The organism is Amycolatopsis sp. NPDC054798, from assembly GCF_053611505.1.
Window position 1 is genome coordinate 250732 of record NZ_JBSHAM010000002.1, and the last position, 19610, is coordinate 270341.

General features: G+C 70.1%; 23 protein-coding genes. 6 read left to right on the forward strand and 17 right to left on the reverse strand.

All coding sequences use genetic code 11. The annotated features are described in order from the left end of the window. Nucleotides 1-195: 195 nt before the first annotated feature. The 16 genes from ACWGIC_RS02715 to hrcA form a co-directional block, all read right to left on the reverse strand. Nucleotides 196-615 (reverse strand): YbjN domain-containing protein, encoded by a 420-nt coding sequence (locus tag ACWGIC_RS02715; RefSeq protein ID WP_452074150.1) that lies wholly within the window; start codon nt 613-615, stop codon nt 196-198. Beyond that, nucleotides 612-1430: an isoprenyl transferase gene (locus ACWGIC_RS02720; protein ID WP_452074151.1), complete on the reverse strand. Its 819-nt coding sequence runs from the start codon at nt 1428-1430 to the stop codon at nt 612-614. The genes ACWGIC_RS02715 and ACWGIC_RS02720 overlap by 4 nt, the downstream gene beginning before the upstream one ends. 26 nt (nt 1431-1456) lie before the next feature. Then, the gene (recO, locus tag ACWGIC_RS02725; protein ID WP_452074152.1) at nt 1457-2233 is read right to left on the reverse strand and encodes a DNA repair protein RecO; all 777 of its coding nucleotides are present in this window, start codon (nt 2231-2233) and stop codon (nt 1457-1459) included. Nucleotides 2234-2282: 49 nt separating this feature from the next. Beyond that, nucleotides 2283-2741: a CD225/dispanin family protein gene (locus tag ACWGIC_RS02730; protein WP_452074153.1), complete on the reverse strand. Its 459-nt coding sequence runs from the start codon at nt 2739-2741 to the stop codon at nt 2283-2285. A gap of 46 nt (nt 2742-2787) precedes the next feature. Further along, nucleotides 2788-3819, reverse strand: coding sequence for an RDD family protein (locus ACWGIC_RS02735; protein ID WP_452074154.1), 1032 nt, complete (start codon nt 3817-3819; stop codon nt 2788-2790). Nucleotides 3820-3998: 179 nt separating this feature from the next. After that, entirely contained in the window at nt 3999-4448 is a 450-nt protein-coding gene (locus ACWGIC_RS02740) for a DUF2752 domain-containing protein (protein ID WP_452074194.1), read from the reverse strand. Further along, nucleotides 4445-4777, reverse strand: coding sequence for a CD225/dispanin family protein (locus tag ACWGIC_RS02745; RefSeq protein ID WP_452074155.1), 333 nt, complete (start codon nt 4775-4777; stop codon nt 4445-4447). The genes ACWGIC_RS02740 and ACWGIC_RS02745 overlap by 4 nt, the downstream gene beginning before the upstream one ends. 75 nt (nt 4778-4852) lie before the next feature. Beyond that, nucleotides 4853-5752, reverse strand: a complete 900-nt coding sequence (era, locus tag ACWGIC_RS02750; protein WP_452074156.1) for a GTPase Era — start codon at nt 5750-5752, stop codon at nt 4853-4855. After that, nucleotides 5749-6087: a cytidine deaminase gene (locus tag ACWGIC_RS02755; RefSeq protein WP_452074157.1), complete on the reverse strand. Its 339-nt coding sequence runs from the start codon at nt 6085-6087 to the stop codon at nt 5749-5751. Before ACWGIC_RS02755 ends, era begins: the two co-directional genes overlap by 4 nt. Continuing rightward, on the reverse strand, nt 6080-7405 hold the full coding sequence (locus ACWGIC_RS02760; protein WP_452074158.1) for a hemolysin family protein: 1326 nt from the start codon (nt 7403-7405) through the stop codon (nt 6080-6082). The genes ACWGIC_RS02755 and ACWGIC_RS02760 overlap by 8 nt, the downstream gene beginning before the upstream one ends. Nucleotides 7406-7414: 9 nt before the next feature. Beyond that, on the reverse strand, nt 7415-7966 hold the full coding sequence (gene ybeY / locus ACWGIC_RS02765; protein ID WP_452074159.1) for an rRNA maturation RNase YbeY: 552 nt from the start codon (nt 7964-7966) through the stop codon (nt 7415-7417). Next, nucleotides 7963-9027 (reverse strand): PhoH family protein, encoded by a 1065-nt coding sequence (locus ACWGIC_RS02770; protein WP_452074160.1) that lies wholly within the window; start codon nt 9025-9027, stop codon nt 7963-7965. The genes ybeY and ACWGIC_RS02770 overlap by 4 nt, the downstream gene beginning before the upstream one ends. A gap of 103 nt (nt 9028-9130) precedes the next feature. Further along, a complete protein-coding gene (locus ACWGIC_RS02775) occupies nt 9131-9493 on the reverse strand; it encodes a histidine triad nucleotide-binding protein (RefSeq protein ID WP_452074161.1) in 363 nt (120 codons plus the stop codon). 494 nt (nt 9494-9987) lie between these two features. Then, complete coding sequence (locus ACWGIC_RS02780; protein ID WP_452074162.1) at nt 9988-10740, reverse strand: 16S rRNA (uracil(1498)-N(3))-methyltransferase; 753 nt, start codon at nt 10738-10740, stop codon at nt 9988-9990. 2 nt (nt 10741-10742) lie between these two features. Then, nucleotides 10743-11906 carry a molecular chaperone DnaJ gene (gene dnaJ, locus ACWGIC_RS02785; RefSeq protein ID WP_452074163.1) on the reverse strand — a complete coding sequence of 388 codons (1164 nt, stop codon included), beginning with the start codon at nt 11904-11906 and terminating at the stop codon, nt 10743-10745. A gap of 51 nt (nt 11907-11957) precedes the next feature. Then, nucleotides 11958-12983, reverse strand: coding sequence for a heat-inducible transcriptional repressor HrcA (gene hrcA / locus ACWGIC_RS02790; protein ID WP_452074164.1), 1026 nt, complete (start codon nt 12981-12983; stop codon nt 11958-11960). A gap of 221 nt (nt 12984-13204) precedes the next feature. On the opposite strand from hrcA, the gene ACWGIC_RS02795 reads away from it, so the two are divergent. Genes ACWGIC_RS02795 through ACWGIC_RS02815 form a run of 5 tightly spaced genes read left to right on the forward strand, consistent with a single transcriptional unit; the run spans nt 13205 to nt 16323 of the window. Beyond that, nucleotides 13205-13705 carry a YbaB/EbfC family nucleoid-associated protein gene (locus tag ACWGIC_RS02795; protein WP_452074165.1) on the forward strand — a complete coding sequence of 167 codons (501 nt, stop codon included), beginning with the start codon at nt 13205-13207 and terminating at the stop codon, nt 13703-13705. Further along, nucleotides 13705-14028 (forward strand): type VII secretion target, encoded by a 324-nt coding sequence (locus ACWGIC_RS02800; RefSeq protein WP_452074166.1) that lies wholly within the window; start codon nt 13705-13707, stop codon nt 14026-14028. The genes ACWGIC_RS02795 and ACWGIC_RS02800 overlap by 1 nt, the downstream gene beginning before the upstream one ends. Continuing rightward, nucleotides 14025-15239, forward strand: a complete 1215-nt coding sequence (locus ACWGIC_RS02805; protein WP_452074167.1) for a PPE domain-containing protein — start codon at nt 14025-14027, stop codon at nt 15237-15239. The genes ACWGIC_RS02800 and ACWGIC_RS02805 overlap by 4 nt, the downstream gene beginning before the upstream one ends. Further along, the gene (locus ACWGIC_RS02810; protein WP_452074168.1) at nt 15236-15814 is read left to right on the forward strand and encodes a hypothetical protein; all 579 of its coding nucleotides are present in this window, start codon (nt 15236-15238) and stop codon (nt 15812-15814) included. Before ACWGIC_RS02805 ends, ACWGIC_RS02810 begins: the two co-directional genes overlap by 4 nt. Then, nucleotides 15811-16323, forward strand: coding sequence for a hypothetical protein (locus ACWGIC_RS02815; protein ID WP_452074169.1), 513 nt, complete (start codon nt 15811-15813; stop codon nt 16321-16323). The genes ACWGIC_RS02810 and ACWGIC_RS02815 overlap by 4 nt, the downstream gene beginning before the upstream one ends. A 15-nt stretch (nt 16324-16338) precedes the next feature. Here ACWGIC_RS02815 and ACWGIC_RS02820 read toward each other — a convergent pair whose 3' ends face one another. Beyond that, on the reverse strand, nt 16339-17832 hold the full coding sequence (locus ACWGIC_RS02820) for a CoA-acylating methylmalonate-semialdehyde dehydrogenase (protein WP_452074170.1): 1494 nt from the start codon (nt 17830-17832) through the stop codon (nt 16339-16341). Nucleotides 17833-17963: 131 nt separating this feature from the next. Between ACWGIC_RS02820 and ACWGIC_RS02825 the strand changes: the two genes are divergently transcribed. Continuing rightward, on the forward strand, nt 17964-19610 hold the full coding sequence (locus tag ACWGIC_RS02825) for a PucR family transcriptional regulator (RefSeq protein WP_452074171.1): 1647 nt from the start codon (nt 17964-17966) through the stop codon (nt 19608-19610).

Here is a 19610-nt window from a genome sequence, read left to right on the forward strand (position 1 = left end):
CGAGGCAGCAACGCAGACGGCCAAGATCCCCGGAATCGCCACCGCTCGGTGAGGCCACTGTGGATCCCCGCGAACAGCCACAGAGCATTCGACGCCACAGCGCGAACCATCAGGACCGGCGAAATCACCACCGCCCGGCGACGCCGCCGCAGGCCCAAGCCAGGCAAAACCCCGACAGCCGCGAAGAAACCCGGCTCAAGCCTCCACGCCAGGCAGTTCCGTCCGCAGCTGCGAAGCAGTCGAAACCACCAGCATCAGCAACGTCCCCAGCGGCGACGGGTCCATCCCCTCCGCCGGGAACGCGTACCGCAGCGTCACGTCCATCCCGCGCTCCGTGTGGCCGACGCCCAGCGTCCCGAACAGGCCCTGTCCGGCCCGCTCCGCGACCGCCACCGCCAAGGCCGGGTCGTCGGGCAGGTCCCAGGCCACCACGCAGGTCAGGCTGAGCACCGTCAGGCCGTCCGCGAGGCGGGTCGCCTGGACGACGCACGGGACGTCCGCGTGGGAGAAGGTGATCGCGCCGTCGTCGTCGACGTGGACTTCCAGGTAGCGTTCCAGCGCTTCGCGCGCCCGGGTGAGCAGTGCGCCGGTCTCGGCGGCTTCCGCGGTGCTCATTTCGTGCTCCCTGCCTGGTCCACCGCGCCGCCGAACCGGCGGTCGCGCTTCGCGAAGTCGAGGCAGGCCTGCCACAGGTGGGTCCGGTCGAAGTCCGGGAACAGCGTGTCCTGGTAGACCATCTCCGCGTATGCCGACTGCCACAGCAGGAAGTTCGACGTCCGCTGTTCCCCCGACGGCCGCAGGAAGAGGTCGACGTCCGGCATTTCCGGCTGGTACAGGTACTTCCCGATGGTGCGCTCGTCGATCTTGTCCGGGTTGATCTTCCCGGCCGCGACGTCCTGGCCGATCCGGCGCATCGCGTCGCCCAGTTCGGCGCGGCCGCCGTAGTTGACGCACATCGTCATGTTGAGCTTGGTGTTGTTCTTGGTCTTCTCTTCGGCGACCTGCAGTTCCTTGATCACGCTCGCCCACAGCTTCGGCCGCCGCCCTGCCCAGCGGATGCGCACGCCGATCGAGCCGAGGTAGTCGACCTGGCGGCGGATGGTGTCGCGGTTGAAGCCCATCAGGAAGCGCACTTCCTCGGGGCTGCGCTTCCAGTTCTCCGTCGAAAAGGCGTACACCGACAGCCATTTCACGCCGATCTCGACCGCGCCGCTCGCGACGTCGATCATCACGGCCTCGCCGCGTTTGTGGCCCTCGATCCGCGGCAGGCCGCGCTGGTTGGCCCAGCGGCCATTGCCGTCCATGACGAGCGCGACGTGCTTCGGCAGCAGGTCCAACGGGATGTCCGGCGGTTTCGCCCCGGAGACGTGCGGCTCCGGAGCCCGCAGCTCGTACCCCGCCGAGCGGGTCTCCCGTCCCCTGCGCAGCACTCTCGGCCTCCTGAAGAATGGATTTCCTACCCGGCCGACCCTACTGGGCCCGGCCCGGCGGTCTCCCGGGCACGCCGCTCCACGAGCGGAAGCGACCGCAGCTGCCGCTCCAGATGCCATTGAAGATGCGCCGCGACCAGGCCGGACGCGTCCCGGCGGGTGATCCCGGGAGCCGATTCGGCGACCGTCCACTCCCCCTGCAGCAGCGCGTCCAGCAGGGTCAGCACCTCGGGCGCGGGATGCACCGAACCGGCGATGCGGCAGTCCGGGCACATCGAGCCGCCCGCGGCGACGTTGAACGCGGCGTGCGGGCCGGGCAGCCCGCAGCGGGCGCATTCGGTGATCGCCGGGGCCCAGCCCGCGTAGGACATGGCCCGGAGGAAAAACGCGTCGAGCACCAGCGACGCGTCCCGCTGTCCGCCGGCCAGTGCCCGCAACGCGCCCACGACCAGCAGGTACAGCTTCAGGACCGGTTCGCCCTCTTCAGCGGACAGCCGGTCCGCGGTTTCGGCGATCGCACTCGCCGCGGTGTAGCGCTGGTAGTCGGCCACCAGCGGAAGGGCGAACGCGTCGACGGTCTCGACCTGGGTGATGACGTCGAGCGACCGGCCGGGGTAGAACTGCACGTCCACGTGCCCGAACGGCTCCAGCCGCGCCCCGAACCGCGACGACGTGCGCCGCACGCCCTTCGCGACGGCCCGGACCTTGCCGTGCCGCCTCGTGAGCAGGGTGACGATCCGGTCGGCCTCGCCCAGCTTGTGCGTGCGCAGCACCACCCCGGTGTCGCGGTAGAGGTTCACCACCCCGACATCGTCCCACTTCGGAGACGATGCCGGGGCGGGACTCCCCGGTTCAGCAGTAGCTGCCGGTGCAGTAGTAGCTGTGCACCTCGGACGCGGCCACGAGGCTGACGATGATCAGGATGATCGCCACGACCCAGCCGAGCGCCCCGAGGATGGTGGCGATGAGGCACAGGGTCTTCGTCGTCTGCGACGCCTGCTGGGCCATCGCGTAGTTGCCCTGCATCTTGTACGTCTGGACTTCGTTCGACTTCATGATCGCGAAGATCGCGAGGATCCACATCAGGAAGATGCAGCCGATCGCCCAGCCCTTGTAGTCCTTGATGGCGCTCATGTCGCCGCCGGGCGCGCCGCCGAAGCCGGGCTGGCCGTAAGGCGCGGGCTGGCCGTAGGGCTGCTGCGGGTACGGCTGCGCCGGCGTCGCACCGGACTGCGGGTACGGCTGCTGGCCGTAGGGCTGCTGCGGCTGGCCGCCGTAAGGCTGCTGGGGCTGGCCGTAAGGGTTGGTCATCTGGGTTCCCCCGAGTTCCTCGTTACTTGCTGTGATCCGGTGCGGATCAGGACTGTGCCGGATCGGGCTTCGGTGTTTCCGGCTTGATCATCTGCGTCGCTTCCGGCTCGAGCGCCGGCTTCACGACCTGGGTGCGCTCGGCGGAGCCGAACGCTTCGGACGGTGGCTGCTGGGGTGCGGGAGGGCGCACGACCTGGGTGGGCTCGGGCTGGTCGAACGCCGTGGGGCCCGGCTGCCCGAAGGCGGGCTGCGGCGCGGCGCCCGGCTGGGCGAATCCTTGCCGCGGCGGGGTTCCCGGGACCGGCGGCTGGCCGAATCCCGGTTGCGGAGCCCCGAATCCGAGAGGTCCGGCGTTCGGCGGCGGTGGTGCGGGAAACCCGCCCGGCTGCCCGAAAACCGGCTGCGGCGCGGGCCCCGGCTGGCCGAAACCGCCCGGCTGCCCCGGAAATCCGCCCGGCTGCCCGAAACCGCCGGGCTGACCGGGAAATCCGCCCGGCTGCCCGAATCCCGCGCCCGGCACAACCGCGGGCGCCGGATCAGCGGGCACCACGATCGTGCTCAGGATCTTGTCCGAGAACGTCTGCGCTTTGTCGTCCCACAGCGGCCACAGGAAGCCGAGGGCGAACGCGGCGCTGTCCAACGCGTGCGCGACGTCGCGGACGAACGCCGTCCCCGCTCCGATCGGCTCGCCGGTGGCCTCGCTGACGAGTTTGATGCCAACGATCCGCTTGCCGAGCGACTGTCCGGTGCCGCCGCCGTTGATCCAGCGGTTGAAGACCGTCCAGGCGAGATTGCCGAGGATCGCGAGGAGAAGGACGATCGTGCCCGCGACCCCCGACGCCAGCGACAGGAGCACGGAGAGCAGCAGCCCGGCCAGCAGCGGGGCGAAGTCGATGAGGTAGGCGCCGGCGCGCTTGCCCCAGTCCGCGTAGACCGGGCCAGGGCCGTAGGGGTTCGGCTGGCCGAAACCGCCGTATCCGGCGGGCTGGGGGTAGCCGCCCGGCACCTGTCCCAGCGGCGCGCCGAACGACGGTCCGCCTTGCGGCGTGCCCCCGGGCTGGCCGTAGGGATAGGTCATCGGGTGTCCCCTCGTTCGCGGGCTCGGCGGGCGAGCAAAATCGTGGCCTTTGCGGACACGTCGGTGCGCGGGAGCGTACCTCGTGCGGCGGGGAGGGGCCGCGCAGGTGTCCGCATTGGGCCACGCGTTGGACGCGACCGCCGCCGGACCGGTTCCGGGACTGCGAAAACGGGGCTAACTCAGACGGACAGGCTGGTGAACGGGGCGAACGGAATGTTGCGCACCACGAACCAGAAGACGAACACGACCGCGACGACGTGCGGCGTCCAGCGCCAGTGCAGCCAGGACCGCATCGTCCGGCCGCGCAGCCGTCCCAGCGTCCAGGCGAGGCCGCTCCACGCGAAGAGCGCGACGAACACCAAAGCCACCGCGTTGTAGTGCACTGCCGCGGGAAAATCGCCGTGCAGCACGCTGTAGGCCATCCGCAGCCCGCCGCAGCCGGGGCAGTCGATCCCGAAGAGCAGCTTCGTCGGGCACACCGGGAGCGGGCCGCCGGGGGTGGTCGGATCGCCGAACCACACCGCGACGCACGCGAGGCCGATCCCTCCGGCCGCGGCCGCCGGACCGGCGAGAGCCCTTGCCACCGCACGGGTTCCGCGCGCCGGCAGTCCGGTGTAGACGGTGCTCAACGCAGCCACCAGATCGCTCCTCCGGCGATCAGCGGCACGAGGAGCCCGACGATCATGCCCAGCCCGATCAGGATGACCACGGCGAGCGCCGACCACATCGCCCATTTGCGCGCCTCGTCCGCCGCGCGGTGCGCCTCGGCCGCGTATCCCTGATACCACAACGTGTTCACCTGGCTGGCTTTGACGATCGCGACGATCCCCAGCGGCAGGCAGCAAAACACCGTGGCGAGGATCGCCCACACCAGGTTGCTGTCCGGCGGCGGCGGGTACTGCGGCGGGTACCCGTACGAAGGAGGTTGCGGGTCCTGCGGCGGATACGGGCCGGACATGGGATCCCCCTGGACAAATCGGATACGGTTCGGCCTGACGCTACCCGCCCGTGCCGCCGGGCGTGCCGCGACCGGTCAGAAACCCAGCCGGCGCAGCTGTTTCGGGTCCCGCTGCCAGTCCTTGGCCACTTTGATGTGCAGATCGAGATACACCTTCGTGCCGAGCAGCCGTTCGATGTGCTTGCGCGCGGTCGCGCCGACCTCCCGCAGCCGTTCGCCCTTGTGCCCGAGGATGATCCCCTTCTGGCTGGGCCGTTCCACGTACAGCAGCGCGTGGATGTCGATGAGGTCGTCGCGGTCTTCGCGCGGGAGCATCTCCTCGACGGTCACCGCGATGGAGTGCGGCAGTTCGTCGCGGACGCCTTCGAGCGCGGCTTCGCGGATCAGCTCGGCGACCAGCGTCTGCTCGGGCTCGTCGGTGAGTTCGCCGCCCGGGTACAGCTGCGGCCCTTCGGGCAGCCGCTTCACCAGCAGGTCGGCGACCGTCCGCACCTGGAAACCGTCCACAGCGGACACCGGCACGAGGTCGGCGAACTCCATCACCTCTTGCAGCGCGACCAGCTGCTCGGCGATCTGCTCCGGTTTCACCAGGTCGGTTTTGGTGACGACGCCGATCACCGGGGTGCGCCGGGCGATCTTCTTCAGCTCGGCGGCGATGAACCGGTCGCCGGGGCCGATTTTCTCGTTGGCGGGCACGCAGAACCCGACGACGTCCACTTCGGACCAGGTCTCGTGCACGATGTCGTTGAGCCGCTGGCCGAGCAGCGTGCGCGGACGGTGCAGGCCGGGGGTGTCGATGATCACCAGCTGCGCGTCCTCGCGGTGCACGATCCCGCGAATGGCGTGCCGCGTGGTCTGCGGTTTGCTGGAGGTGATCGCGACCTTCGTGCCGACGAGCGCGTTGGTGAGGGTCGATTTGCCCGCGTTGGGGCGGCCGACGAAGCAGGCGAAACCGGAACGGTGCGGCTCGGTCACGGGCGTTGCACCTCGACGACGGCACCGGACGGGTCGGCGCGGACGATCGGCGCCGTCTTCGCGACGTCGCGGACCGCTTGCACGGACGCCTCGGCGACCAGCGCGTCGGCGGTGACCACAGCGGCGGCTTCGAGTCCTTCGGCACCGCTGGACACAGCGGCGGCGACGGCCGCCTGCAGCGCGGTGAGCTGGAACGACGGCTGGTCGACGGTGGTCGCGGCGTAGGTGCGGCCGTCGGTGTCGCGGACCGCGGCGCCTTCGTCCGCGCCGGTGCGCGCGCGGGCCGAACGGGCCAGCGTGACCAGTTTCTGGTCCTCGGCGTCGAGGTCAGGCATGTTCGACTCTCCTGTCGTGCTCTTCGGGCTGGGGCGGGCGGGTGCGCGGGCGCGCCGACGACGGCCGGACGACCACGGAGGTGATGCGCATCCGGCCGCGGCGGTCCTTGCCCCCTTCGGCGAACAGCCGAAGACCGGCGACCTCGGCTTCGGCCCCCGGCAGCGGGACCCTACCCAGTCGCTCGGCGAGCAGCCCGCCCACGGTCTCCACGTCGTGGTCTTCGAGGTCGATGCCGAACAGTTCGCCGAGGTCGTCGACGCCGAGCCGGGACGAGACCCGGACCGAGCCGTCCTCGAGCTCCTCGACCTCGGGGCGCTCGTCGGCGTCGGATTCGTCGGTGATCTCGCCGACGATCTCCTCGAGGATGTCCTCGATGGTGAGCAGGCCGGCGGTGCCGCCGTACTCGTCCACCGCGATCGCCATGTGGTTGTGCGTGCGCTGCATTTCCTTGAGCAGCTCGTCGAGCCGCTTGGAGTCGGGCACGAAGCTCGCCGGGTTCATCACGGCGCCGACCGCGGTGCTCGGCCCGTCCGGGCCCATGTACTCGGGCATGAGGTCTTTGATGTTGACCACGCCGACGATGTCGTCCACCGAATCGTCGATCACCGGGACTCGGGTGAAGCCGGTGCGCAGGGCGAGCGCGAGAGCCTGGCGGACGGTCTTGGTGCGCTCGATCCACACGATTTCCGTGCGCGGCACCATGACTTCGCGGGCGACGGTGTCGCCGAGTTCGAACACCGAGTGGATCATCTCGCGTTCGGAGTCCTCCACGACGCCGCGTTCCTGGGCGAGGTCGACCAGTTCGCGCAGTTCGACTTCGGAGGTGAACGGGCCTTCGCGGAAGCCGCGGCCGGGGGTGATCGCGTTGCCGAGCACGATCAGCAGCCGCGACAGCGGGCCGAGGACCGTGCCGAGGGCGCGGACGGGCCCGGCGACGATCGTGCCGACGCGGTACGGGTGCTGGCGGCCGATGGTGCGCGGGCCGACGCCGATGATCACGTAGCTGACCACGACCATGACGACCGCGGACACCAGGATCGCGAGCCACAGCCGGTCGAACCAGGCGACGAAGGACACGGTGACGAGCACCGTGGCGGTGATTTCGCAGGCCAGCCGCAGCAGGAGCAGCAGGTTGATGTGCCTGCGGCGTTCGGCGACGACCGCGGCGAGCTGGCGGGCTCCGACGCGGCCGTTGCGGACGAGGCCGTCGACCCGTGCTTGCGACACTGTGCCGACCGCGGCGTCCGCGGCGGCGAACACGCCCGCGAGCAGCACCAGCGTCACCGCGATGACGACCTGTGCCGGGGGGTTTCCCATGGTCGGAGCCTAGGGAGTTTCCCCGGGCCGCGGCGCGTCGAGCCCGGCGATGCCGAGCACGCGGTCGTCGACGTCGCGTTGCGCGTGGCGGGCCTCGTGCGCGGCGACCGCGGCCTGGTATTCGCCGAGGATCCGCTTCTGCAGCCCGAACATCTCGCGTTCCTCGGCGGGTTCGGCGTGGTCGTAGCCCAGCAGGTGGAGGCAGCCGTGGACGGTGAGCAGGTGCAGTTCGTCGATCAGCCGGTGGCCGGCGGTTTTGGCCTGGTCTTTCGCGAAGGCTGGGCAGAGCACGATGTCGCCGAGCAGCGCCGGGGACGCGTCGGGCGCGTCGGGGCGGCGGGAGGAGTCGAACTCGTCCATCGGGAAGGCCATGACGTCGGTGGGCCCGGGCAGGTCCATCCAGCGTTCGTGGAGGTCTTCCATCACCTCGAGGGTGACGCACAGGATGGACAGCTCGGCGAGCGGGCTGACCTCCATTTTCTCGAGGGTGTAGCGCGCGGCGGAGACGATGGACGCCTCGTCGACGTCGACGCCGGATTCGTTGGCGATCTCGATGCTCATCGGCGGGTGCCTTTCCAGCCGCCGGCCTGCTGCTCTTGCGCGTCCTGCACGGCCTGCCACTTCTCGTACGCGTCGACGATGTCGCCGACCAGTCTGTGCCGGACGACGTCCTGGCTGGTGAGTTCGGCGAAGTGCAGGTCCTCGACGCCGCCGAGGATGTCGCGCACGACGCGGAGCCCGCTGCGCTGGCCGCCGGGGAGGTCGATCTGGGTGATGTCGCCGGTGACGACGATCTTGGCGCCGAACCCGAGCCGGGTGAGGAACATCTTCATCTGCTCGGGCGTGGTGTTCTGCGCCTCGTCGAGGATGATGAAGGCGTCGTTCAGCGTCCGGCCGCGCATGTACGCGAGCGGTGCGATTTCGATCGTCCCCGCCTGCATGAGCCGCGGAATCGACTCCGGCTCGACCATGTCGTGCAGGGCGTCGTAGAGCGGCCGCAGATACGGGTCGATCTTCTCGTTCAGCGTTCCCGGCAAATATCCGAGCCGCTCGCCCGCCTCGACCGCGGGACGGGTCAGCACGATCCGCGTGACCTGCTTGGCCTGCAACGCCTGTACGGCTTTCGCCATCGCCAGATACGTCTTGCCGGTGCCCGCGGGCCCGATCCCGAACACAATCGTGTGCTTGTCGATCGCGTCCACGTACCGCTTCTGGTTCAGCGTCTTGGGCCGGATGGTCTTGCCGCGCCGCGAAACGATGTTGAGACTCAACACCTCCGCGGGCGACGCGTCCCCGCTGGACAGCATTCCCACGGTCCGCCGCACCGTGTCCGGCCCGACCTGCTGCCCGCCGCCGGCGAGCTGCACCAGCTCGGTGAACACGCGCTCCGCGAACGCCACGTCCGCGGCGGTCCCGGTCAGCGTGACCTCGTTGCCGCGCACATGCACGTCCGCGGCCAGCAGTTCCTCGGCCACTCGCAAGTTCTCGTCCCGGGATCCGAGCAGGCTCAGCTGAGCCGCCTCCGGGATCGGGAATCGGACCTGTGCCGTTCCGGCAGCAGTTGCCTCGGCCGATACCCGATTGTCAGGTCGGGCGGCTCCACCCGTCTCAGTTCCGGCCACGTGGCCTCGGTCCTGCTTTCTGCGCACTTCGCAAGTCAACGTACAGGGACCCCACAGATGCTACTTGTCCTGATCCCTGGCCCGCAGCCCGGTTTCAGCGCCCCTAGTCCTGCGGCCGCCCGAACAACCCCAGCTGCTCCCCGCCCAACACGTGCGCGTGCACATGAAACACCGTCTGCCCAGCGTCACCGTCAGTGTTGAACACCACCCGATACCCGCTCTCGGCGATCCCCTCGATCTCCGCCACCTTCCGCGCCGCCAGCAGCACGTCGCTCAACAACTGCGGATCGGCTTCCGCCAACTCCCCCACATTGCGATACCTCTTCCGAGGCACCACGAGCACATGCACCCGCGCCTGCGGATTGATGTCCCGAAACGCGAACGTGGTGTCGTCCTGATACACCACGTCCGCCGGAATCTCCCCAGCAACAATCCGCTCAAACAACGTCTCCGCCGCATCGCTCATAGACGACACCCTACAAAGGGAGACACACCCAGGCGACGAACCCACGCACCGCAACCCACCACGACACTCAGGCAACCGCCCCACCACACGCAACCCACCACGGCACCCAGGCGACCGACGCACTACACGCAACCCACCACGGCACTCAGGCGACCGACGCACCACACGCAACCACCGCACCGTGGGGGTCCGGGGGGCTCGGCCCCCCGGGAGTAATGGCGGAACCAGCGGCGGCGAAGGATCGCCGCCAGGCGATACGAAGACGCCGCGGCGCGGTGGAGCCTGGGGGTCGCTCCACCGCCGCCGCGGCTCCGCCGGACCGAGGGGGGAGGTGCCCGGCGGGGTTCTGGTTCGTACTCGAGGGTAATGCCCGGTTGGGGGCGGGTTGAAACCCTCGCGTTCGCACGTTGCCGAGCAGAGTAGCTGGCGGGGGTGCGGTGCGCCATCACCTGGTGCGGATGTTGAGGGGTTCTGCCGGGTTTTCCGGGTTCGGGTCAGTGCCAGCGGCCGGTGAGGGCGCCGAGTGCGCCGAGTGCGACGGCGGCCGCGGTGGAGGTGCGGAGGACGGTGGGGCCGAGGCGGATGGTGGTGGCTCCGGCGTTTTCGAGGGTGGCGAGTTCGTCGTCGGTGATGCCGCCTTCGGGGCCTACGACGAGGAGGAGGTCGCCGCCGTCGGGGAGGTCGAGGTCGGTGAGTTTGCTGGTCACGCCGGATTCGAGGACGAGTGTCGCGGACATGGTGCCGGCGAGTTGCGCGAGTTCGCGGGTGCCGACTGGTTCGGCGACGGCGGGCACGTGGGCGCGGCGGGCTTGTTTCGCGGCGGAGCGGGCGGTCGCGCGCCAGCGGGCGAGTGCTTTTTCGCCGCGGGGTCCGTCGTCCCAGCGGGCGACGCTGCGGGCGGCGCGCCAGGGCACGATCGCGTCCGCGCCGGCTTCGGTGGCCAGTTCGACTGCCAATTCTCCGCGGTCGCCTTTGGCGAGCGCCTGGGCGACGTGGACGCGTAGTGCGGGCGGTTCCTCTTGCCAGCGTTCGAGAACGGTGAGGGTGACCGACGCGGCCCGGCCCGCTTCGACGGCGTCGACGGCGCAGCGGGCCATCGCGCCGGCGCCGTCGGAGAGCACGAGCTGCTCCCCGACGCGCAGCCGGCGCACGGTGGCCGCGTGCCGGGCTTCCTCGCCGTCGAGCAGCGCCCGGCCTTCGGCGGGCACGTCCGGGGCGAGGAAGACCGGCAGTGTGGTGTCCGGCACAGTCAGCGGTTCTTCGCGCGCAGCTTGGAGAACAGGCCGCCGTGCTTGCTGCCGTTGGCGGCGAGCGTCGGGACTTCTTCGCCGCGCTGCTGGGCGAGGTCGACGAGCAGTTCGCGCTGGGCCTCGTCGAGTTTGGTGGGGACCACGACGTCGATGTGCACGTGCAGGTCGCCGCGGCCGTCGACGCGGCCGGACGAGCGCAGCCGCGGCATGCCCTTGCCGGTGAGCACCAGTTCGGTGTTGGGCTGGGTGCCGGGTTCGATGTCGAGTTCGTAGTCGCCGTCGACGAGCGTGGCGATCGGCACCGTCGCGCCGAGCGCCGCGGTGGTCATCGGGATGCGGAAGTTGCAGTGCAGGTCGTTGCCCTCGCGGACGAACACCTCGTGCGGGGCCTCGTCGATCTCGACGTAGAGGTCGCCGGCCGGGCCGCCGCCGGGGCCGACCTCGCCCTGGCCGGACAGCCGGATCCGCATGCCGTCGCCGACGCCGGGCGGGATCTTCGCGGTGACGCCGCGCCGCGACCGGATCCGGCCGTCGCCGCCGCACTGGCGGCACGGGTCGGGGATGACCTCGCCGAAGCCGCGGCACACCGGGCACGGGCGCGCGGTGACGACCTGGCCGAGGAACGACCGCTGCACGGACTGGACCTCGCCGGCCCCGCCGCAGGTGTCGCAGGTCTTGGTGCTCGTGCCCTCGGCTGTTCCCGCGCCCCGGCACAGGTCGCAGACGATGGCGGTGTCGACGGTGATCTCGCGGTCGACGCCGGTCGCGCACTCCTCGAGGGTGAGGCCGAGCCGGATCAGCGCGTCGGAGCCGGGCTGCACGCGGCTGCGCGGCCCGCGGCCCCGTCCGCCGCCCCCGCCGGCGGCGCCGAAGAAGGCGTCCATGATGTCGCCCAGCCCGCCGAAGCCGGCGAACGGGTCGCCGCCCCCGCCGCCGCGGCCGCTCGCGTCCATCGGGTCGCCGCCGAGGTCGACGATCTTGCGCTTCTGCGGGTCGGAGAGCACCTCGTACGCGGTGGTCACCTCGCCGAAGCGGTGCTGGGCGTCCTCCGACGGGTTCACGTCGGGGTGCAGCTCACGGGCCAGCTTGCGGTACGCGCGCTTGATCTCCTGATCGCTCGCGTTCTTGGCCACCCCGAGGATCCCGTAGTAGTCCCTCGCCACGTTGCTCTGCCTTCTCCTTCGTGTTCCGCCGCGTCCCCGGCCTGCCGCCGGTCAGCGGCCGGACAGGATCTGCCCCACGTAGTTGGCGACCGCTCGGACCGCCGCGATCGTGCCCGGGTAGTCCATCCTGGTCGGCCCGACGACGCCCATCCCCCCGAGCAGCATGTCGTCCCGGCCGTAGCCGATGGACACGACCGAGGTGCTGCGCATCTGCTCGTCTTCATTTTCCTCACCGATGAGCACGGTGACCGCACCGGGGTTGCGGGCGGCGGCGAGCAGCTTCAGCACCACCACCTGTTCCTCGAGCGCTTCGAGCACCTGGCGCAGCGATCCGGGGAAGTCCGCGACGTTGCGCGTGAGGTTGCCGGTGCCGCCGAGCACGATCCGCTCTTCCGGGTGCTCGACCAGCGATTCGACCAGGGTGGTGCAGATCCGGGTCAGGTGGTCGCGCAGGTCCGCGGGGGCGGCTTCGGGCAGCTCCGCCACGTTCGCCGCCGCGTCGGCCAGCCGCCGCCCGGCGAGCGCGCCGTTGAGCACGGTGCGCAGCCGCAGCACGTTCTCCTCGGTGACGACGTCGCCGAGGTCGACGGTGCGCTGGTCGACCCGGCCGGAGTCGGTGATCAGCACGAGCATGAGCCGCGCGGGCGTGAGCGGGACCACTTCGAGGTGGCGCGCCACGGTGTTGGTGAGCATCGGGTACTGCACCACCGCGACCTGGCGGGTGAGCTGCGCGAGCAGCCGGACCGACCGGCGCAGCACGTCGTCGAGGTCGGTGCCGGAGTCGAGGAAGCTGGTGATCGCGCGGCGTTCGGCGCTCGACAGCGGCTTGATCTCCGCGAGCCGGTCGACGAACAGCCGGTACCCCTTGTCGGTGGGGATCCGCCCGGCGCTGGTGTGCGGCTGGGCGATGTACCCCTCTTCCTCCAGGGCAGCCATGTCGTTGCGCACAGTGGCGCTGGAAACGCCGAGATTGTGCCGCTCGACGATGCTCTTCGAGCCGACCGGCTCCTGGTTCGAAACATAGTCGGCGACGATCGCGCGCAGCACCTCGAAGCGACGCTCGTCCGTGTTCGCCACCGGCACCTCCTTCGCGGTCCTCCTGCTACTCACAACGAGTTTACGGACCCGGCAGTGCCCGGCGCCCCCTCCGGTCCCGCCGCCCCCGGGTAAAACACAGGCAAACAATTTTTAATAGCGACGAACCGGGCAACTCGGAACTTCGCTTGCACCGGGAACCGGAACCCGGTTTTCTGCCTCGGAACACCCGTGAACCACTCCCTCCGAAAGCAGTGTCCGACATGAACGCACTTTCTCCCGAAATCGCCGAAATCCGGCAGCGGGCCGCGGAGGCACAGGAACGGCTGAAACACGTGTCGGCGACCGCGACGAGCCAGGACGGCGCGGTCACCGCGACCGTCAACACCGCCGGTGCGCTGCAGGAACTCCAGTTCGGCTCCCGCGCGGACGAGATGCCGCGGGCCGCCCTCGCGGCCGCCGTGCTGGCCACCGCGCGGCGCGCCCAGGCCCAGGCGGCGCAGCAGCTGACCGCGATCATGGCACCGGTGATCGGCGAGCACAGCGACGCGATGAAATTCCTCGAAGAACAGATTCCGGAACCGGAAATTCCGGAGGAAACGGCACCGCCCTCGCCGCCGCAGCCGCAATTCTTCGACGCTCAGGAAAATCAGGAAGATTCCGCCGCACCGCCGCCCGCCCGGCCCGCGCGCCCGTCGCGCCCGGCTCCGGACCCGGCGGACGACGACGACTACTACGGCGGCCCGGTACTGGGGAGGGACTGATGGCGAACGGATCGAAGGTCGACCTCCCGGCGCTGCGCGCGCACAAGGGCGAGGTCGAGGACATCGCAGCCGGGGTGCACACCGCGGCGCAGGCGACCGAGTCCGGCCAGTCGTTCGGCGACGACGCGTTCGGCCTCGTCGGCCAGGTGTTCGCGGCACCGCTGCAGATCTGGATGTCGGTGGCGACGTCGTTCGTCCAGGACGTGGCGGGCGCGGCCGACGACATCGCGGACCGGCTGCAGCAGGCGCACGATCACTACGACAACCACGAGAAGCAGACCGTCGGCCACATCAACGGTCTCGGCAAGGAGCTGCCGGAATGACCGAGACCCAGGAGAACCCGCTGGTCGCGAAGGCGGAGGCGCCGAGCGGCCTGACCGCGAACATGGGGTCGTCCCCGAACGAGCTGGACAACCTCAACGCCCAGACGTCCGGCTCCGGCATGCTCAACGACGTCGCGGCGACGCTCACCGACGCCCGCAAAGGCGACTGGGGCAACTTCGGCGTGGACGTCGCCACCGACGGCCTCGACCTGCTCGGCGCGGCGATGGACCCGCTCGGCACGCTGGCCAGCGCGGGCGTCGGCTGGCTGATCGAGCACATCAGCTTCCTCAAAGAGGGCCTCGACCAGCTCGCGGGCAATCCGGAGGCGGTCACGGCCAAGGCGGTGACCTGGTCGAACATCTCGAAGCAGCTGAACGAAAGCGCGGACCAGTACGAGCAGGCGGCGGGCAAGGTCGCGCCGAGCTTCCAGGGCCAGGGCGGCGAGGCGTACCAGAAGGCCGCGAAGGGCTACGCGGACACGCTGCGGGGCGCGGCCGGGCACGCGAGCAGCGCGTCCACCGGGATGAACATCGCCGCCGCGCTGGTCGGCACCGAGCGCGGGCTGATCCGCGACATGATCTCGTCGTTCGTCGGCGAGCTGATCATCAAGGGCCTCGCCGCGCTCGCGTCGTCGTGGTGCACCTTCGGCGGCACGGTGGCCGCGTTCATCGCCGACACGGTCGTCGAAGGCGGAATCCTCGCGGAGAAGATCGGCACCCGGATCGCGAAGGTCGTGGAGAAGCTGGACAAGCTCGCGGAGAGCGCGGGCAAGTCGAAGGCCGCGATCGAGCAGGCGGCGAACGCGTTGCGGAAGGTCGGCAAGGCGGCGGGAAAGGTCACCGACAAGAGCGTCGACATCGCTGCCAGCCTGGAGAAGAAGGCGGGCGACCTGAAGGAGGCGGGCCGGGCGGAGAGCGCCGCGGAGAAGGCCGAGCGCTGGACCAACTCGGCCAAGGAGAAGGTGCCGGGCCGCGAGCACTTCGAACACGCCGGAGAGACCTACTCGGAGGACGGGCGCAAGTTCTTCAAGCTCCAGGAATGGCAAAAGGAGGGCGGCCGTCCGCCGTTCACCATGGCTGACGGTGCCGGGCTCGGCACCGAAGCCCGGCGGCAGGAGAACGAGCAGTACGACCGGTATGCCGAAGGCTCCGAAGCCTACGAAAAAGAGCACGAGAAAGCCGAAGGCGGAGAAGGCGGCGCTGGCGAGTGAGCAGCGAAACCGTGCAGGCGGCCGCCGACCAGGCCAACCGGGAGGGCCGCCTGCACCCGTCCCAGCGGACGACGGTCTTGAACGCCGGTTTCTCGATGGCGGTCCTGTGGATCGTGCTGTTCGCCGCCGCCGCGGTCGCGGCTCCGCTCGGAATCGGCGTGAGCGGCGAAGAATTGCGCAGCCTGAACGCGGTCCACGCCGACGTCGGCACCGCGCCGGTGTCGTATTGGTCGATGAACTGGCCGGTGTACCTGCTGACGGTGTTCTTCCTCGCGCTCGCGGTGTTCCCCGCGCGGGTCGCCTGGCGGCGGCTGGCGGAGGTGCGCGGCGGCAAGGTCGACGCAGTAGCCGGCTGGACGCACGACTACGGGCACGTCACCAAAGTCCCGGCCCGGGGACAGCACGCGATGTACCTGTACGAGATGACTGACCGGATGACGTTCACCTATCTCGTCGTGCACGGCAAGACCTACCGGCTCGACCACGACCTGCGGCAGCGAGTGCTCGGCGGGCGCACCAACGCCGCGTTCTTCACGCCCCGGAGCAAGATCCTGGTCAACGTGGTCGCGGCATGAGCGCGAAGGCCGGTCCCGGCGAGGTGGCCGCCGCCAATCTCGCCGGTCGGCTGCACCGCAGCCAGCGCGGGGTGGTCCTCGACGGGCTGTTCTGGGCGATCTGGGTGTTCGCCGCGGCGATCGGCGCCGTCGGGGTCGTGGCAGTGGCCAAATCCGGGTTCACCACCTCCGCGCTGGTGGCGGCGGCGGTCGCGGCGGTGACGATCGCGGGCGCGATCCGGTTCAGCGTGCGGCGCTGCGCCGAGTTCCGCGAGCCGCTGACGGTGATCACCGGGCCAGCACACGACTTCGGCTCCGGTCCGATCACCGACGACTACCCGATCGGGCTCAAGCACACCCCGCGCGGACCCGGCGAGATCGAGCGATGGCAGTTGCGCGCGGGCGGGCGCACTTATCCCATCCAGCGCGCGCAGTGGGACCGCATGGTCGCGGAGCGGATCACTGCCGTCTGCGTCCTGGAGAACAGGCGGCAGCTGGTCAACATCGTCCTCGACGGCGGTGCCCGGTGACTGCCTGACCGTGGTCTACGAGTTCTTCGGGAACCCCAGGTTCACCCCCGCGTGCGAAGTGTCCGGCCAACGGGAAGTGACCACCTTCGTCCGCGTGAAGAAGTGGAATCCCTCCGGCCCGTACGCGTGCGTGTCGCCGAACAGCGAGTCCTTCCAGCCGCCGAAGGAGTAGTAGCCGACGGGCACGGGGATCGGCACGTTGACGCCCACCATGCCCACCTCCACCTCGCTCTGGAAGCGGCGCGCCGCGCGTCCGTCGCCGGTGAAGATGGCGGTTCCGTTGCCGTACGGGTTGGCGTTGACCAGCGCGAGCGCGTCGTCGAAGCTCGTCGTTCGCGCGACGGACAGCACGGGGCCGAAGATTTCGTCGGTGTACACCGCCATGCTGGGGGTGACGCGGTCGAAAAGCGTGGGACCAAGCCAAAATCCGTCGTCCGCGCCGTCCGCTTCCACGCCCCGGCCGTCCATCACCAGCTCCGCGCCTTCGGCCACGCCAGTGTCCAGATAGGACGAAACTCGCTCGTGGTGCGCCCTCGTGACGAGCGGTCCCATCTCCGACGACGGCTTGCGCCCGTCGCCGACGCGCAGTTTCCGCATCCGGTCAACGATTTTGGCCACCAGTTCGTCCGCGATCGGCTCGACGGCGACCACCACCGACACCGCCATGCACCGCTCCCCCGCCGACCCGAAACCGGCCGACACAGCGGCGTCCGCGGCAAGGTCGAGGTCGGCGTCCGGCAGCACGACCATGTGGTTCTTCGCCCCGCCGAGCGCCTGGACGCGCTTTCCGTGACTGGTGCCGGTTTCGTAGACGTAGCGGGCGATCGGGGTCGAGCCGACGAAGGAGATCGCCTTGACGTCCGGGTGCGCGAGCAGCCCGTCGACCGCGACTTTGTCGCCCTGCAGCACGTTGAACGCCCCGGCCGGCAAGCCTGCTTCGGCGAGCAGTTCGGCGATGAACAGCGCCGCGGAGGGATCCTTCTCGCTCGGCTTGAGCACGACGGTGTTGCCGCACGCCAGCGCGTTCGGCACGAACCAGAGCGGCACCATCGCGGGGAAGTTGAACGGCGAGATCACGCCGACCACGCCGAGCGGCTGCGCGATCGAGTACACATCGACGCCGGTGGAAGCGTTCTCGCTGAAGCCGCCCTTGAGCATTTGCGCCGCACCGCACGCGTACTCGACGTTCTCGATCGCGCGCGCGACCTCGCCCGCCGCGTCCGACTCGACTTTGCCGTGCTCGCTCGTCACGATCTTCGCCAGCTCGTGCTTGCGTGCCTGAAGCAGCTCGCGGAAGGCGAACAGCACCCGCGTGCGCCCGGCGAGCGACGTCCCGCGCCAGCCTGGCAACGCAGCGGCCGCGGCGGCCACGGCTTGGTCCACCTCGGCCGGCCCGGCGAAGTCCACCTGCGCGCTGACCTGGCCGGTAGCCGGGTCGTACACGTCGCCGGTGCGTCCAGTGCCGACGACCGGCTTGCCGTCGATCCAATGGCTGATGCGGTCGGTCACGACGTCCGCTCCTTCCGGTCGGGTGCTCACGAGTCTCCGGGCGAGGAGCCCGGGTCCGCCATCGACAACGTGTACGGACTACCCCTCTCCGCCGTACAGTCTGTGCCCTGTCGGCCAGCAAGGGGGAACCGATGTACCCGACCGTCGCCGAGGCGCTCGCGTTGCCGGTGCTGCGCCAGGGCTGCCCGCGGGTGGTCGCGGGCAGCACCGGGCTCGAACGGCGGGTGCGATGGGCGCACGCGGCCGAGGTCGCCGACATCGCACACCTGCTGCGCGGCGGAGAACTCGTGCTCACCACCGGTGTCGCGCTCCCCGATGACGACGCGACGCTGACCCGGTACGTCACCGATCTCGCCGAAGTGGGTGCCGCGGGCCTGGTGGTCGAGCTGGTGCGGCACTGGAACGACCGGCTGCCGCGTGCCCTCGTCGCGGCGGCCGAGCAGCGCGGATTGCCGCTGGTGACGCTGTCGCGCGAAACGCGTTATGTCGCGGTGACCGAGGCCGTGAACGGAATGATCGTGGACGCGCAGCTCGCCGAGCTTCGGGCGGCGGAACGGGTGCACGAAACGTTCACGTCGCTGACTGTCGCCGGTGCCGAACCCGCTGCGGTGCTGGCCGAGGTGGCGCGGTTGACCGAACAGCCAGTCGTGCTGGAAACCCTGGAACACGAAGTCCTCGCCTACGACACGGCGGGCACGGACCCGGGCGAGCTGTTGATCGGCTGGCCAGCGCGGTCCCGGGTGGTGCAGGTCGGCGAACGCACCGGATACCACTCGGCGGCGGGCTGGCTGGTCACCGTCGTCGGTGCGCGCGGGCACGACTGGGGACGGCTGGTGCTGGTCTGCGCCGAGCCCCCGCCGCACCGGTATCAAGTGGTCGCCGAACGAGCAGCGTCCGCGCTCGCATTGCACCGCCTCGTCGCGCGCGACTCCGACACCCTCGAACGACAAGCGCACCGCGCGCTCATCACCGAACTGCTCAACTCCCCTGCGCCGACAGCGGAAATCCTCGCCCGCTCTTCCGCGCTCGCTGTGCCACTGACCGGACGACAGCTGGTCGGCCTCGCCGTACGGCCGCGCATCACCAGCACTACGCGACCGACGCTGTCCACGCCGCCGCTGTTGCGCGAACTGGCTGAGGCCACCGCACTCGCGACGCGCCGGGCGAAAGTGTCCGCGCTGGTGTCGACGGACGAGACCGCCGTACGCGCGCTTCTCGCACTCTCGCCGGAAGCCAACGCGGACGCTGTACTCCAACGTCTAGCTACCGACATCCACGACGCCCGTGCTTCCGCTCCCGCCGCCCTCGGCGTAGGCACGACTGTCACGGGACCCGCTGAGGCACAACGAACTCTGGTCGAAGCCGCGCACGTCGCTGCCGCCGCCCTCGACGAGGACGACGGCCAACCGTTGCACCGTCTCAAGGATGTTCGGCTTCGCGGCCTGCTGCACCTTCTCGCCGACGACGAGCGCGTACACGCCTTCGCCGCCCGAGAGCTGGGCCCGCTCCTGGAACGAGACGCCGCTTCAGGCAGCCGTCTCGTTCCAGCACTGCGGCACTACTGCGCACACGGCGGCAACAAGTCCGCCGCAGCCGTCGCCGCCCACACCTCGCGGACGGCGTACTACCAGCAACTCGCTCGCATCGAACAGGTGCTGGGAGTGCGATTGGAAGATCCGGAGTCGATGCTGTCGCTGTACGTGGCATTGCTCGCCCACGACCTCGGCGCCGCCACCCGTCCGAGCGAGGAAAACCCACCCGGACGTGGAGCACAGTGA